At 44.2% G+C, this 14,712-nt stretch carries 14 protein-coding genes and 1 pseudogene; 3 read left to right on the top strand and 12 right to left on the bottom strand.

Features of this window, described 5'->3' with window-relative positions:
• Positions 1–107: 107 nt before the first annotated feature.
• Positions 108–395: a hypothetical protein gene (locus QYF49_RS03390; protein WP_290398212.1), complete on the bottom strand. Its 288-nt coding sequence runs from the start codon at positions 393–395 to the stop codon at positions 108–110.
• On the opposite strand from QYF49_RS03390, the pseudogene QYF49_RS03385 reads away from it, so the two are divergent.
• Together QYF49_RS03385 and QYF49_RS03380 are read left to right on the top strand one after the other, a co-directional pair.
• A pseudogene (locus QYF49_RS03385) lies at positions 368–595 on the top strand (TetR/AcrR family transcriptional regulator); the annotation flags it as partial. The gene QYF49_RS03390 and the pseudogene QYF49_RS03385 sit on opposite strands and share 28 nt — an antisense overlap.
• A gap of 315 nt (positions 596–910) precedes the next feature.
• Positions 911–1,960, top strand: coding sequence for an NAD(P)/FAD-dependent oxidoreductase (locus tag QYF49_RS03380; RefSeq protein WP_290398211.1), 1,050 nt, complete (start codon positions 911–913; stop codon positions 1,958–1,960).
• Positions 1,961–1,994: 34 nt separating this feature from the next.
• Here the strand turns inward: QYF49_RS03380 and QYF49_RS03375 are convergent, their stop codons facing one another.
• From QYF49_RS03375 to QYF49_RS03325, 11 genes are all read right to left on the bottom strand, one after another.
• Positions 1,995–3,002, bottom strand: coding sequence for a FecCD family ABC transporter permease (locus tag QYF49_RS03375; protein WP_290398210.1), 1,008 nt, complete (start codon positions 3,000–3,002; stop codon positions 1,995–1,997).
• Entirely contained in the window at positions 2,999–4,042 is a 1,044-nt protein-coding gene (locus QYF49_RS03370) for a FecCD family ABC transporter permease (RefSeq protein WP_290398209.1), read from the bottom strand. Before QYF49_RS03370 ends, QYF49_RS03375 begins: the two co-directional genes overlap by 4 nt.
• A gap of 32 nt (positions 4,043–4,074) precedes the next feature.
• Positions 4,075–5,016, bottom strand: coding sequence for an iron-hydroxamate ABC transporter substrate-binding protein (locus QYF49_RS03365; RefSeq protein ID WP_290398208.1), 942 nt, complete (start codon positions 5,014–5,016; stop codon positions 4,075–4,077).
• A gap of 68 nt (positions 5,017–5,084) precedes the next feature.
• Positions 5,085–5,897: an ABC transporter ATP-binding protein gene (locus QYF49_RS03360; RefSeq protein ID WP_290399033.1), complete on the bottom strand. Its 813-nt coding sequence runs from the start codon at positions 5,895–5,897 to the stop codon at positions 5,085–5,087.
• A 132-nt stretch (positions 5,898–6,029) separates the two neighbouring features.
• Positions 6,030–6,485 carry an SRPBCC family protein gene (locus tag QYF49_RS03355; protein WP_290398207.1) on the bottom strand — a complete coding sequence of 152 codons (456 nt, stop codon included), beginning with the start codon at positions 6,483–6,485 and terminating at the stop codon, positions 6,030–6,032.
• A 169-nt stretch (positions 6,486–6,654) separates the two neighbouring features.
• The gene (locus QYF49_RS03350) at positions 6,655–7,851 is read right to left on the bottom strand and encodes a PDZ domain-containing protein (protein WP_290399032.1); all 1,197 of its coding nucleotides are present in this window, start codon (positions 7,849–7,851) and stop codon (positions 6,655–6,657) included.
• Between the two features lie 402 nt (positions 7,852–8,253).
• A complete protein-coding gene (locus tag QYF49_RS03345) occupies positions 8,254–9,708 on the bottom strand; it encodes a S41 family peptidase (protein ID WP_290398206.1) in 1,455 nt (484 codons plus the stop codon).
• Positions 9,709–9,859: 151 nt separating this feature from the next.
• Positions 9,860–11,065 (bottom strand): murein hydrolase activator EnvC family protein, encoded by a 1,206-nt coding sequence (locus QYF49_RS03340; protein WP_290398205.1) that lies wholly within the window; start codon positions 11,063–11,065, stop codon positions 9,860–9,862.
• A 46-nt stretch (positions 11,066–11,111) separates the two neighbouring features.
• Positions 11,112–12,005 (bottom strand): permease-like cell division protein FtsX, encoded by an 894-nt coding sequence (gene ftsX, locus QYF49_RS03335; RefSeq protein ID WP_290398204.1) that lies wholly within the window; start codon positions 12,003–12,005, stop codon positions 11,112–11,114.
• Entirely contained in the window at positions 11,995–12,681 is a 687-nt protein-coding gene (gene ftsE / locus QYF49_RS03330; RefSeq protein WP_290398203.1) for a cell division ATP-binding protein FtsE, read from the bottom strand. The genes ftsX and ftsE overlap by 11 nt, the downstream gene beginning before the upstream one ends.
• A 587-nt stretch (positions 12,682–13,268) precedes the next feature.
• On the bottom strand, positions 13,269–14,141 hold the full coding sequence (locus QYF49_RS03325) for a YitT family protein (protein WP_290398202.1): 873 nt from the start codon (positions 14,139–14,141) through the stop codon (positions 13,269–13,271).
• 281 nt (positions 14,142–14,422) lie between these two features.
• Here QYF49_RS03325 and QYF49_RS03320 point away from each other — a divergent pair, with 281 nt between their 5' ends.
• Positions 14,423–14,683 carry a hypothetical protein gene (locus QYF49_RS03320; RefSeq protein ID WP_290398201.1) on the top strand — a complete coding sequence of 87 codons (261 nt, stop codon included), beginning with the start codon at positions 14,423–14,425 and terminating at the stop codon, positions 14,681–14,683.
• The last annotated feature ends 29 nt before the right edge of the window (positions 14,684–14,712 follow it).

The raw sequence follows: 14,712 nt of genomic DNA, 5'->3' as shown, positions 1-14,712 counted from the left end.
ACCTTTCCATATTGAGAAAGGTATTATATCGAGCATCCTCAAGAAACTATGTGAACTGGTCGCAGAATAGACCTGCTAAACTTAAAACTCGCAGGTACCTCTCTTATCTATTGCTTCTTCGTGTTTTTGGGGATTAAATGAACATCCTTTGCCCGTTTTGGTTTATAGAGACTGCTGGTTTTATCGATAAGTTCTGTCAACATTTCCTGCGCTTTATTGATCCCTTCTTCTTTCCCTAAAAGGAATTGGGATTCGGCCGAAGTATGAGTTGCCATATTGGAAATTGATTTTGCTTCTTTCTCTAACAATCCTTTAAGAATGTGTAACTGCAGCTGGCCAAGCTCCCTGTCAAGTAAACGTTCATCAACTTCGGTTTTATCTCCACTTTCAGACACAGCCGGAATCTGACCAAGCGGTGGCGAAATACAGCAAACTGCTGATCGATGAAAGTGCAAGACAGTTCAAGTTTCAATGTGAAATGTTCGAAAAAATCGGCGTTAAGGAACCGATAAAACGTTCATTATACTTTTCATCTGTCCTTCAAGGCATCATGCTGATGATATCTACCTATCCAGAGCAATTTCCTATTATATGAAGGAACAATTCCTTCAAGAATTTGGAAGCTCCTCTCTCACATAAAAGAAAACCGAAACAAATCAGAAATTTATTTGATTACCCCAGGAAAAAAATGTTTCATGAATATGACGTTTAAGGGAATCCGCCTCATCACAAGGATTGAAGAATGAATCCTGCACTTGGGTAATAGCAGAAAAAGTGGAGAAAGCTTATCCTAATGAAGGGTAAGCTTTTTCTATAGCGGAAAATAAATATTGTAAAATTGTGAGATTCATTATATATTTTAATTGAGAATGATAATCAATACTATTTTCTTTCTGAGGAGAGAATGCAAGTGGAAAAAGAACAAATTTTTGATGTAACCATTATTGGCGGTGGTCCAGCAGGACTATACTCTGCCTTTTATAGCGGTCTTCGCGAAATGAAGACAAAAATCATTGAATTTCAGCCACAGTTAGGCGGGAAAATTCATGTGTATCCTGAAAAGATGATCTGGGATGTGGGCGGACACACTCCGCTTCCAGGAGCAAAGCTTATTGAAAAACTTGTTGAGCAGGGACTGACGTTCGACCCAGAAGTTGTTTTGAATGAAAAAGTAGAATCGATCACGCGGAATGAAGATGGAATATTTCTCTTGAAAAGCGCAAATGGTGTGATGCACTATTCAAAAACGGTCATCGTAGCGGTCGGAAGCGGTATCTTAAACCCGCAGAAGCTTGAGATTGAAGGTGCCGAGAGATTTGAAGTGTCCAACTTAAACTACACCGTGAAGTCTCTTCAGCATTTTAAAGATAAAACAGTTATTATCTCCGGCGGAGGAAATACAGCGATCGATTGGGCGAATGAATTAGTGAATATTGCTAAGAAAGTATATTTAACGTACAGAAAAGGAACACTTGCCGGCCATGAAGCCCAAGTGACCCAACTTATGAACAGTTGTGCGGACTGTATCTTTAACACATCCATCTCTAAACTATTCGCGTGCCCGAACCATCAGGTGATCGAACAGATCGAGCTGACGAACCATGAAACCGGTGAGATCTCTTACCTGCCGATAGATGAAGTCATCATCAATCATGGCTATGAACAGGATACATCACTTCTTGGTAATAGCAATCTCAATATTGACCTTGCAGACAATTTTTATATCGCAGGCAATTCGAACAGCGAGTCCTCAGTCCCGGGGTTGTATGCTGCTGGAGATATACTGAAGCATGACGGTAAATTGAACTTGATTTCCGGAGCCTTTCAAGACGCAGCTAATGCAGTAAATAAAGCGAAACAATTCATCCAGCCTGATGCCCAGGAAGCTGCGATGGTTTCTTCTCACAACGAAGTATTCAAAAAACGCAACCGTGAGCTAGTCAAACAGATGATCAATTAAAAAAGGAGCCCAGCCGGGGCTCCTTTTTAGTTCTCTATTTTTTCGCCAGCAAATACATAAAATAAGGGGCACCGATAATGGTTACGATAATTCCGGCTGGAATACCGTTCGGGTCCAATATGACTCTGCCGACCGTGTCAGCGGTAAGGAGCAGTATGGAACCAATCAATGCCGCAACCGGAAGAAAGGATTGATGGCGAGGACCGACCAATGATCTTGCAATATGAGGAGCCAAAAGCCCAACAAATGCAATTCCTCCGCTGACAGCCACGGATGCAGAAGCAAGCGAAACAGCAATCATGAGAAGGACGATCCGTTCTCTGCCCGTATTCACTCCGACACCAATAGAAACATTCTCATGAAAGCTCAACATGTTCAGCACATTTGATTTATACAACGTGAGAGGAATCAGAATAAGAATCCACGGAAGCAATGACAGGACAAATGTCCAGTCATCCCCCCATATTCTTCCTGCCATCCAATTGGCCATGAACGAGTAATCTTCCATATCTAATCGCGTCGATAGCGTCAACGCCGCACCATAAAGGGCAGCAGCCAAACCAACACCGACTAATACAAGCCTTGTTGGTTCAACACCCTCACCTTTTATGTAAGACATTATATAGATGACAGCTGCTGTCCCCATGCCTCCCGCCAAAGCAAAAAGAGGCAGTATGTAAAGAGAACTTGATGTTTCTACCGTAAAGAACATGATATAGACCACAACCATCAGGCCTGCACCGGCATTAATACCTAAAATCCCAGGATCTGAAAGCGGGTTTTTCGTAATGCTTTGCAGGATGGCACCAGATACAGCGAGTCCCATCCCGGTAAAGATCGCAACAACTATTCTCGGCAGCCTGAATTCGAACAAAATCAGGTTCTCTCTCGGTGTACCTTGTCCGATCAGCGTCCGAAACAGCTCTGCTGGAGATAATGACGCAAATCCGGTAGCGACACTGATTACAAACATTGCTATTAATAAAAGAATCGCAACAAACGTGGTCATTCTTATCTTCTTGATCTGTCTAGCGTTCATCATGATCGTTTTCTTCCTCCCCTTCTTGCAAGGTAAAGGAAGAACGGAACACCGATCATGGCAACGATCGCCCCCACCGGCGTTTCAAATGGAGGATTCACCGTTCGGCCCAATGTATCTGCAAACACCATCAAAACACTTCCAAATACCGCGGAGCATGGAATGATCCAGCGGTAATCTGTCCCAACCAAGAAGCGTACGATATGGGGAACCATTAAACCGACAAATGCAATCGCTCCTACAAGCGATACTGCGGCACCAGCAAGGATCAGCACAGCGGCCATAAGGACAACCTTTGTTACCAGCGTACGCTGTCCAAGACCCTTCGCCACTTCTTCACCAAAGCTGAGAATGGTTAACTGCCTGGAGAACACGACAGCAACTGCGATACCCAAAACGACCACTGGCACTATGATTTTCAACTGAGACCAGTTTGTTCCTGATACCCCGCCTGCTGTCCAAAAAGCGAGATCTTGAGAAAGCTTAAAGTAAAGTGCTATACCTTCTCCCAGCGAAGAAAGCAGCGCGGAAACAGCGGCTCCTGCCAACGTAATTCGGATGGGGGTTAATCCCCCTCTGCTCATAGAACCTATTCCGAACACAAGTCCGGCTCCAATTCCTGCTCCGATAAAGGAAATAATCATCACTGTAAAATAGTTTGCACCTGTATGAAAAGCAAACACACAAGCTAGAGCTAAGCTTGCTCCGGCGTTCAAACCCAACAAACCAGGGTCTGCAAGGGGATTGCGTGTCATCCCCTGCATGATCGCCCCACTGACTGCAAATGCGGCACCAACAGCAGCCGCACCCAGCTCTCTTGGCAGGCGAAGACTGACAATAATGCGGTCAGCTTCCCTGCCAGGATCATAGTCTAAAATCGCATTCCAAACAGTAACAAAATTGATTTTGGCTGCACCAACGGAAACCGCAAGACCAATACTTAGGAGCAGAAGAGCGAATCCAATCAGTAAGAAGGCCGTGCCTGCCGCTGGCCTCGCATACACTTTATGATCTTTTATCAGCTGGGTTTTTGTTTTGAACATGGCGTATTTCCTTTTTTATAAAAGCGTTATGATTACTTTTTCGTTAACTCTTTAACGATGAAATCGAGTTCTTTTTCAAGAGATATCGGGTCATTGAAGTAGAATGATTGAGAATCGAACTTAATGGCATGACCTTTTTTAACCGCCGGAAGCCCCTTCCATACGTTCGACTCCATGAATGAGTTGTCCGGGTTGCCAGAACCAGTACCGACAAAGATATAGTCTCCTGCGTAAGTTGGAATCACTTCAGTAGAGATCGCCTTCCAGCCAGGACCGAAAACATCTTTTTCTAGTTTCTTAGGAGCTTTTAATTGAAGAGCTTGATAGATTACTTCCGTTCCTCGTCCCCAGTTTTTCCCATACACGTACATATCTTTACCGTATGCTTCCATGACCATAAATGTTTTGTCTTGTCCGATAGCAGAATTAACTTTTTCACGTGCATCTGCAGCCTTCTTCTTCCACTCTTCTACCCATGCTTTTGCTTCTTTTTCTTTTCCAACGATTTTTCCGATTTCAACATGCTGTTCTAAGTAGTCGTACTTGTTGTAAGTCAAGGTTACAGTTGGAGCAATTTCTTTGTATTTCTTAATGTTCTTATCATCAGAATAGGTAATGATCAAATCAGGATTTAATTCTAGAAGCTTTTCATAAGAATCAGCCGTAACGACTTCAGCTTTGTCCAGTTTGTTCCCATAAAATTTATTTTGTTTTGGGTATTCATTAACTGCGACTGGTGTAATCCCTAAAGATAGCAAGTTTCCTGCGTATGTAGCAGCCATCATCGCAATACGCTTTGGTTTGGCTGGAACTTCAACATCACCATTTTCACCTTTATAAATTCTTGTTTCTTTTTTCGAATCTTTTTCACCAGAACTTGCACCGTCTTCTGATTTATTGCCACATGCTGCAAGTGCAAATATTAGAAGCATTGTCATAAAGCTGATTAAAAGTTTCTTTGTGCGTTTATTCATGATTGTATCCCCCTATATTTGACAATAAAAATCATTCTTAATTAACTGTAAAAAAGAAAGGCGTTTGATTACGCCAAGTTCTCTACTAATTGAACACTTTTGATAAGATCATACGTTAGACATACGGGCTTCCTTGTTCTCGGATCCACACCAATCTCAGCATCGATACTGAAAACATTTCGAAGCACCTGGCGTGTCATCACTTCTTCAGCACTTCCCTCTTTAAGGATGGCACCGTCTTTCATCGCAACCATATGGTGAGCAAACCGCGCCGCATGATTCAAATCATGAATGACCATCACAATTGTCCGCTTTTGATCACGATTCAGTTGGTATAACAGCTCGAGTACCTCTAACTGATGAGACAAATCCAAATATGTAGTCGGCTCATCCAGCAGGATAATATCTGTTTCTTGTGCCAATGCCATGGCGATCCATACACGCTGGCGCTGGCCACCTGACAGGGCATCCACCGCCCGATCTTTAAACTCATAATTTCCAGTTACCTCAAGAGCCCAGTCGATAACCTCGAAATCTCTTCTCGCAAGTTTTCCAAGACCTTTTTGGTAGGGAAATCTTCCGTAAGAAACGAGTTCACCAACCGTAAGTCCTTCCGGTGAATCAGGAGACTGCGGCAAAATTGCCATCTTTTGAGCAATTTGCTTTGTCGGTTCCTTGCTGATGCCTTTACCATCAAGATAAACAACGCCGGATTTCGGATTAAGTATGCGCGACAACGTTTTCAAGACCGTTGATTTTCCGCAGCCGTTTGGACCGATAATCGTGGTAATTTGCCCATCCGGAATGGAGATATCCAGATTTTTGACGATGTCTCGCTCACCATAAGCAATCTTCAAATTCTTAGCATAGAGCCTGGACATCATTCACCCTCCTTTAAACCATAATAAATGTATGTGTAGCATTTTTTATTTAACTGAAAATGATTATCAATATCACTTTTCATTGTATTGAATCATCTGGGGAGTGTCAATAGGTTTTGTTGAAAAAACCAGCTACCGCTTATCACTTTCTGTCATCCGAAGGTCAAGATTTTCCAGTACGATTGGCCAAGCTTGTTCATGCTGATCTCTCGATTCCGCATCGGGGAATCCTGTGTGCGTAAGCCGGAGTATCGTACCGTTTGCATGAGGACTAAGCTCAACGGTAACCAATGTTTCAGATCCCTTTGTTCCCCCAGCCCCAGTCACCCAAGTGATTTCAACGAGCCGGTCTTTCTCAAGCCTCAAAAAACGCCCGTAATGCGGATGCCGTTTCCCCTCAAAAAATGTATAAAAGAAAAAGGCAGTGTTTACCTCTCCCTTCATTAAGACTGTCCCAGGTTCTGCAAACCAACGGTCGAATTTCTTCGTCCATGCTTGGAAAAGGACATCGGGTGACGCATCCATCTGTCGCTCGGCTGTCAGGCTAAACGGTCTTGTTGAAAGGTCGGGGGCCGTGATAGGCTTCATCTTATTTTCCTCCAGTTCCATGATTAAGAATGTCCCCATTATTATATCATTGCTGTTGATTGCTTAAACTCAGCAGCCCGTTCGTTGAATTAGGAATGTGATCATCGTCCCGGCTGTACAATTTTTCGGACTAAAAAAGAGTGGGTTTTAGACCCACTCTCAAACATCGTTATGAAACTTCTACACTCTTCTTTTCCGTTATTTCATGCACGAACAGCAAACCGAGCTCGTGGTGCTCGTTCTCATAGAGCGATCGTTGGGAAAAACGGATTTCCCCTTTATGATCCAAAACCTCAAGCTTGCAGAAAGCAGCATTAATCTGCAGGGCTCGGTAGAACTCACGCTCATTATTCAAGGTGACTCCGTTCACCTTCATGATGACTTCCCCTACCTGAATGCCCATCTTAGCGGCCGGGGTGCCAGGCACTACACCTAGCACGACAAGTCCCTCATTCCTGCGTGTGAAGAAAGGCTTGCCATTGTCATCACGCTGGCTGTTAATGACCGTAATCAGCTCACGGCCGAGCGTACCGCCAAATATGGCAATAACGGTAAGAAGCGGAAGGCCCGTATAGATACCGACAAGCGTAATGGCTGCGATGAGTACTCCAAGAGCCAGTACTTGTTTTCCGGTCGCTTTAATCGCTTCCTGTGGAAGACAGTGAGAATTGAGCTGGCGGAAGCCTACAGCAAACGGAACGAGCAGGATGGAATATCCGACAGCCTGCAGTCCGAAGATCGGCCAGTCTCCCTGGGCTGGAATGGCACCGATCGGTATCAAAAAGAATTGCGGAACAAGCCAGAACCTCGTGGCCTCATGTGCGCCCACATACTGCCCCCTCTTGCCTTTCAGCAGGCGGGGAGACGTTCTTTTTGCGCCTTTCCAGATGATCAGGATACCCTCTTGAATAAGGAGGAGCGACATGAGAATACCAAGTGCATCAAGAGGTGTGTTGCGGATATCCCTAAGCCATATATCGAGAAAATCGACATTTGTCGTTACATGAGGAAGGACAAGTGCGACTACTGAAGCTAGTCCGATCGCATAGGCCGGGTTCAAAAATCTTGTTTTCAGGGTTAAACCAAGTAAAGCGTACATCACACCGATCAAGGCTACCATTCCCATTGGTACAACCACACCGGCTCCGAGAAGCACAGCCGAAAATATGACCCCGATCAGAAGTCCGGGAAAAAACGATTGAATCAAGTTATCAATGACCGGGTGGACTTTTACTTTAAATTCTTTCCGCTCCCGTTTTACCCGCTTAAAACCAATCACAAAAGCAACAATCACAAACACGTATGATAGTGGATGTAAAAAAAGAGCTGCTATCCCATGAAGCAGTTCCTTTACAAAAATATCCATCACGCAAATCTCTCCTTAATGCTTCTTTTCTCAACGTTGGTTATCGATTCTAAGTATGAATTCCGGCCCTTGCCTGGAATGTAAATTTACACAAGCTTTATATGTTGAATATTTTTAAGTATAACCCGAAAAGAACCGGGAGTGTAATAAAATGTGCAGCATTTTATAAAGAAAAGCATTTTTTGCTGGATTAGAAGAAATAGAGGATGGTTCTTTTGCGTTTACATGCGGGTTTTGGTGATTTACGTGCCAGTTTTTGTCGATTACATTCGGATTTTCATCGTTAACATGCCAGTTTAGGGGCATTACGTGCCACTTTTCACCAGTTACGTGCCAAACACCGCATCTCCCGATAAACAAAAAAATTCCGCAGGAAAGAACCTGCGGAACCCAATTTCAGTTTTACTTTTCTGCCGCCATCTCCAAAGCGGTTTGGAGCTGGACGTCGTTTTTCTTATTTCTGATTTCTGTGATGATCTTGCTTTCCAGCTTGCCGGCTGTTTTTTGATCAACTTTGCCTGATGGGCTGAGCTTGTTGGCTTTTTGGAAGGCGGTAACAGCCATTTGTGTTTTTTCGTCAAAATAGCCGTCGGTGCGTCCCGGATCAAAGCCTAGACCCTGAAGCATTTTCTGTGCATTTTTTACTTGCTCGCTGTTCATGTCATAAACAAGCGGTTTGTCAATGGTAAGCGGGCTTGTGTAGAAATAAGCCGGCTGTTTCACCGCATAATTGGGTTTGATGCCTTTTTTGTGGATCCAGTTGCCGTCAGGCGTCAGCCATTTAGCAAGAGTCAGCTTCACGTTGCTGCCGTCTCCAAGATCGATGGTCTGCTGCACCGTTCCTTTACCGAAGGTCTTTTCACCAACAAGCGGGTACCCTCCGGCTTCTTTTAAGGCTGCTGCCATGATTTCAGAAGCGGATGCACTTCCCCCGTCCACAAGGCCGACGATTGGATAATCCTTTTTCTCTTTTAATTGAGAAGCGTAGCGCTCTTTGCCCCCTTGTCGGTTTTCAATCTGGACAAAAGGTTTGCCTGCCGGAATAATTTCCTTCAGCATGCTGTCTACCGCATTCAGGTAACCGCCCGGGTTTCCGCGGACATCAATGACAAGGCCCTGGATCTCCTTGCTTTCGAGTTGACTGAGTCTTTCTTTAAAATCGTTTCCTGTATTCTCAGAGAAAGACGTTATATTTAAAACCCCGATTTTTTTGCCGTTTACTTTTTGAACGTTGGAATACACTGTCTCAATCGGAATGGTATCACGTTTCACGTCGATTTTAAGCGTATCATTGACGCCTGTTCGCTTAATGCCGAGCGTAACGGTAGAACCTTTTTTGCCCCGGATTTTTAAAACAGCCTCATACAGATCAAGACCTTCGAGGCTTTTGCCGTCAACCGTTATGATCTGGTCATTCGGCTTCACACCTGAACGTTCGGCAGGGGAATCTTTAAATGGCGCAATTACGGTAACTTTTCCATCCACCATGCTCACTTCAGTTCCGATTCCCTCAAAAGAGGAATCCAATGACTGGGTAAACTGGCTGGCCGTGTCTTCATCCATATATACGGAATAAGGATCCTTTAATGTCTTCACCATCCCGTCGATCGCACCTTCAAGCAGTTTCTCTGAATCTACTTTCTGGTAATACCTCGAGGAGATCAGCTCAAACGTTTTTTGAAGCTTCGCAAATTCCTGCTCCTGATTCACCGGCGCTTTAGTGCTTTTCATGTCACTGACTGATCCAGCGTTGCCCAATGATTGATCTTTATTGGACCAATGCATATAGCCGTACATTCCGCCGGCTCCAATTACAAGCGATAAAACCATAAGAAGCGCAACAACTTTTCTTTTCATTTCGCTCACCTCATTTTTGGCAGAAAAAGGCACCACACCTTCCGGATGCGATGCCAATTTTCAAAGTAAGAGATGGACCTGATGTGTCCGCCCGTAACTCCTACTCTATATTATGAACAGCTTGTATTTTTATGTCCATATATTTCTCTTATTACATATACGGACGAGGGTCAACGGCATTGGATTTCGATGCATTCCATGGCCCCTTGTGAAGCTCAAAATGCAAGTGCTGGCCTGTTGAGTGGCCGGTGTTCCCCATGTATCCGATCAGCTGTCCGCGTTTTACAGAACCGCCCTGAACGACACGCTCTCTCATGTGCCCGTAAACCGTGGTCCACGTTTGTCCATTGATCGAGTGGGTAATGAAGATTACATTTCCATAGGATGAAGAGTAATCTGAACGGATGACAGTACCATCTGCCGCTGCGTAGATCGGAACTGTACCTGGCTTGGCAATATCAACACCCGCGTGGAACTTGTTCCAGCGAGAACCGATCCCGGAAGTAAAGATACCCGCTGCCGGCTTCATGATCATTCCTGATCCGGTATTCGCAGCATTTCCGCCTGCGCTTCCCTTCGAGCTGTTTTGCTCCTCAGCCTGTTTGGCTCGAGCTTGTTCTTCTTTAATGGCCTTCTCCTGGCTGCTTAGAAGCTCAGCCGAATGCTCATACTTTTCCACTTCGTCCTCAATTTCAGAATGCTTTTTCTTTAATGAAGACATCAAACGGGTTTTCTCTGCCATTTGTGCATCGAGCTGCTTTTTCAGGTCCTGAAGCTCCCGCATTTTGTCCTTAAGAGCAGAAAGCTGATCTTCAACCTTTTGTTTCTTCTGTTCTAAAAGGTCCTTATCCTTCTTTTGCTCTTCCAAAAGCTGGCGGTCCTGATCCGCAATGAGATTTAACGCGACCACACGGTCAAGAAAATCACCGAAGTTTTTGGATCCGAGAACCACTTCAAGATACTGGACAGCTCCGCCGCTCTCATACATGGAGCTGACGCGTTCTTTCAGCAGCTGGTCCCGCTTATCGATCCGCTTTTGAACAAGATCAATCTCTGTCTTCAGCTGATCGATCTGATCCTGTGTGGATTGAATCTCACTTTCTTTCTTTTTGATCTGGCTTTCTGTAGCCATCGTTGATTTATCGATGCGTTCAATTTCTTTCTTGGTAGCTGCCTGGTTCTTTTCGTTGAGCTTTAGTCTAGCGTTAGCGGCGCCTTGTTTTTTCTTGTTCGCCTCTTTTTTCTCTTGTATGCTCTTTAGCGTTTCTGCGCTGGCTGTCGTGGATGATTGGTATGCTGTAATACCGCTAAGAGCGAGGCTTAATGAAAGTGTTAATCCTGCGATCTTTCTGTTCAAATCAAGTCCTCCCCTTTTGTACCCCAGATTTCATGTTTTTTAAAACTTATACTCTTAAGAATTTGCGTACGGAAGTCATGCTTCCCCATACCCCAATCAATCCGCCGATAATAGCCAGCAATGCTGAAAGCTGAAGTACCATCGGATAGACAGGCATCAGTTTGACAAAGACGGTATCAAGCTGATTATTGACTGAACCGTGCAGGAATTCATAGCCAAACACTACAACGAGGATTGGTATGACTGCCCCCAGCACTCCCAGCACAAACCCTTCAATGAAGAAAGGCCAGCGAATAAAGCCATTTGTAGCACCAACAAGTTTCATAATTTCAATTTCTTTGCGGCGGGAAACAATGGTAAGTTTAATCGTGTTTGAAATGAGGAACATTGCTGTAAAGATTAATCCAACGATTAAAACAATCCCTACATTTCTGGCCACGCTTGTTACTTTAAACAGCCGTTCTACCGTTCCCTGGCCGTAATCAACCTTCTTGATGTGGTCAAATTTCTCTATTTCAGAAGCGACAGATGCGGTATCCTGAGGCTTCTTTGTTTTAATGATGTATGCGTCCGGCAATGGATTTTCTTTTTTCAGAGAGGAGAAGGCTTTTCCTTCATCTCCAAGACTCTTAATCAATTCTTTCAATCCATCTTCTTTGGATTGGAATTTTACTTCATTCACATTCGGAATCTGTTCCATCTTTTGCTGAAGATCAGCATATTCCGTTTGTTTCGTCGTGCGGTCAATATACGCCCGAATCTCTACATCGCCTTCAATCTGGCCTGCAAGATGATTTAAGTTTAATAGGACCACTAGAAAAACGCCGACAAGCAATAAAGTAACCGTTACTGCACTAACGGAGGCAAATGACATCCAGCCATTTCTCCCAAGACTTTTAAATGCTTCTGTAAAGTGACGCTTTAGGGTTCTAGACTTCATAACCGTATTCCCCCTTCTGCTCGTCACGCACGATTCGCCCGTCTTCGATGGCGATTACGCGCTTTTGAAAACTGTTAACAATGTCTTTATTGTGAGTGGCCATGACAACTGTCGTGCCACGTTCGTTAATTTCCTTAAAGATGTCCATGATCTCCCATGCTGTTTCAGGGTCAAGGTTTCCCGTCGGCTCATCCGCAATGATTACCGGAGGATGATTAACAATGGATCGGGCGATCGATACACGCTGCTGTTCTCCGCCTGAAAGCTCATCCGGAAAAGAACGCGCTTTGTTTTTCAATCGGACCAGGTCGAGAACTTCCATGACACGCTGGCGGATCACTTTTGGAGATTCCTCAATAACTTCAAGTGCAAAAGCAACATTTTCGTATACTGTCAGCTTCGGCAGCAGTTTAAAGTCCTGAAAGACTACTCCAATCTTTCTGCGCATCTTAGGAATATTGCGTTCCCTTAATTTTGCCAGATCTGTGCCCTGTATGAGGATCGAACCTTTTGTCGGCTTCTCTTCTCTGTACATGCACTTGATGAACGTAGATTTACCGGCTCCACTCGGCCCTACTACATAAACAAATTCACCTTTATCTATGTAGATATCGATCCCGTTTAAAGCCATAACTCCATTGGGATATGTTTTCCATACGTCTTTCATTTCTATCAAAATTCATCACTTCCTTAATTTCAGAACTCCGTATTTCCCCAGCCGCCTGTTAAATTCGACAATCTATTTCAACCCATTTATACAAAATCGGTGATTTTTCCCGTAATTCCTATTATATCATCGGAAACTGTAAATTTTATTACAGTTTCATTTCAAGTTTCGACGCAGTTTTCGAATAACAAGTGACTTTTTCACTATCTTTACAGTTATACGACGAAAAAATTACGACATTATTCGCATATTTAACGAGGTGGCGGGGAAGCCCCGGTATTTTAAAACCTTCACTTCTGCAAAAACTGCTTCTTTTTGCTTAGCCGACAAACATACCCATTCGCAGGTTCTTAACTTATACTGTCGGTACAGCACACAGATTTAGACAAAATCCATCATTTCTCAGTTTTTTAACCCTTTTGAGTGGGAGGATTGAACCGCCTATTGTAAAGGAGATTTCTCTGCTTCACAAATAGCAGGCTCCTTTCATTTACTTTGAAAAATACACTTGAGGATCTCTTTCAAGCCTCAGTATGTGAATGGCAAATCCTATAAAAAAACCGGCGAGCAACAAAGCTCACCGGCAACTATTTTTATTACGCACGCTTGAATCCTTCGCCCAGGACTTCATTGGCGTTCAACAGGATAATAAATGCTGATGGATCAACGCTCTTAACGAATTGTTTCAGCTTGGTCACCTCATATTGTGCGACCACGCACATGAGCATCGGCCGTTCATCCTGCGTATACCCGCCGAACGCATCGATTTTGGTCACCCCTCTGTAAATCTCGGTAAGGATGCCCTGGCGCATATCTTCCTCCTGATCAGAGATGATCAGCGCCACCTTCGAAACTCCAAGCCCCATTTGCACGACATCGATCGTTTTTGCCGTCAAGAACATGGCGATCAAGGCATAAAGAGCCTTCTCAAGACCAAAAACAAGGGCAGATGTACAAACAATTGTCCCATCGATAAACAGGATGCATGTTCCTAGAGAGACGCCCGCATATTTGTGGACGATCTGTGCCAGGAGGTCAACACCGCCTGTTGAAGCTTTTCCCCGGAACACGATGCCAAGTCCGGCTCCCACACCTAATCCTCCGAATAACGCACCAAGCAGCGGATCATTGGTTGCCGGGCCCCAATCACTGAAGATAAAAACGAACAACGGTAAAACGACTGTTCCGACCAGCGTTTTGGCTCCAAACTGTTTTCCGAGAAACATAATTCCCGCAAAAAACAAAGGAATGTTGAGCGCCCATTGGACAATGGAGGGATCCCAGCCAGCCACCCATTTAAGGATCGTGCTGATTCCGCTCACCCCGCCGGAAGCAATCTTGTTCGGCAGCAAGAAAACAGAAAAAGCGAGTGCTACAAAGGCCGAACCAATCACTACAAATATATATTCCAAGGCAAGTTCTGCCCTTGGCGGCAAAACACCATTACGTCTTCGCAAAGCTGTCATCATTGCTACATTACCCTACTTTCTAAACCCCTCAAGTTCGTAAAATGGTAAAACCCGCATCATTATATCACTACTATTCTGCCCTGTGAATGCGATCCCAATGACGCGGTAAAGGAATAAAATTGAAATAAATCATCCGCGGTCAGACAGCTCCCCGCTGCCACACAGCATGGCGCCTTTAGCTTCATGGCGTACAGTGTATTTGTCGAAATATTATTTACAAATTCAGACAAGTTTCAGTTAAACTAGTAACAATATAACGAGGACTTGAAGGAGATGAACCGATGAAAATCGACGAAAAAAAGCTGTATCTGCTCCTTTTACAGCGTATGGAGGAAGCACTCGGAAGACTGGATCGTTATCAGGCCAAGCTTGATATCATTGAATCCAATTTCAATAAGCTGGAACGAGGGATGGACAACTATCATTACGCCATACTCGAACGTTTTGAACAGATGGAACATTATATCTCCTACTTGGAGCATGAGATCGAGGTGCTGCAGCGGCATGTTCCGGCACACGAGGAGATTTTACCCCTGCAATAGTGAAGGTATACATAGTAAACGATGGACAA

The organism is Fictibacillus terranigra, assembly GCF_030412265.1.
Lineage (GTDB): Bacteria > Bacillota > Bacilli > Bacillales > Fictibacillaceae > Fictibacillus_C > Fictibacillus_C terrinigri.
Note: the sequence above shows the minus strand (reverse complement) of the source record. Positions and strands in the feature narration are given on the sequence as shown.

Excerpts from the sequence above, each read along its gene's own strand:
- QYF49_RS03370 (WP_290398209.1), bottom strand. The coding sequence starts at position 4,042 with ATGTTCAAAACAAAAACCCAGCTGATAAAAGATCATAAAGTGTATGCG.
- QYF49_RS03365 (WP_290398208.1), bottom strand. The coding sequence starts at position 5,016 with ATGAATAAACGCACAAAGAAACTTTTAATCAGCTTTATGACAATGCTT.
- QYF49_RS03355 (WP_290398207.1), bottom strand. The coding sequence starts at position 6,485 with ATGAAGCCTATCACGGCCCCCGACCTTTCAACAAGACCGTTTAGCCTG.
- QYF49_RS03345 (WP_290398206.1), bottom strand. The coding sequence starts at position 9,708 with ATGAAAAGAAAAGTTGTTGCGCTTCTTATGGTTTTATCGCTTGTAATT.
- QYF49_RS03350 (WP_290399032.1), bottom strand. The coding sequence starts at position 7,851 with ATGGATATTTTTGTAAAGGAACTGCTTCATGGGATAGCAGCTCTTTTT.
- QYF49_RS03360 (WP_290399033.1), bottom strand. The coding sequence starts at position 5,897 with ATGTCCAGGCTCTATGCTAAGAATTTGAAGATTGCTTATGGTGAGCGA.
- QYF49_RS03320 (WP_290398201.1), top strand. The coding sequence starts at position 14,423 with ATGAAAATCGACGAAAAAAAGCTGTATCTGCTCCTTTTACAGCGTATG.
- QYF49_RS03325 (WP_290398202.1), bottom strand. The coding sequence starts at position 14,141 with ATGATGACAGCTTTGCGAAGACGTAATGGTGTTTTGCCGCCAAGGGCA.
- QYF49_RS03375 (WP_290398210.1), bottom strand. The coding sequence starts at position 3,002 with ATGATGAACGCTAGACAGATCAAGAAGATAAGAATGACCACGTTTGTT.
- ftsX (WP_290398204.1), bottom strand. The coding sequence starts at position 12,005 with ATGAAGTCTAGAACCCTAAAGCGTCACTTTACAGAAGCATTTAAAAGT.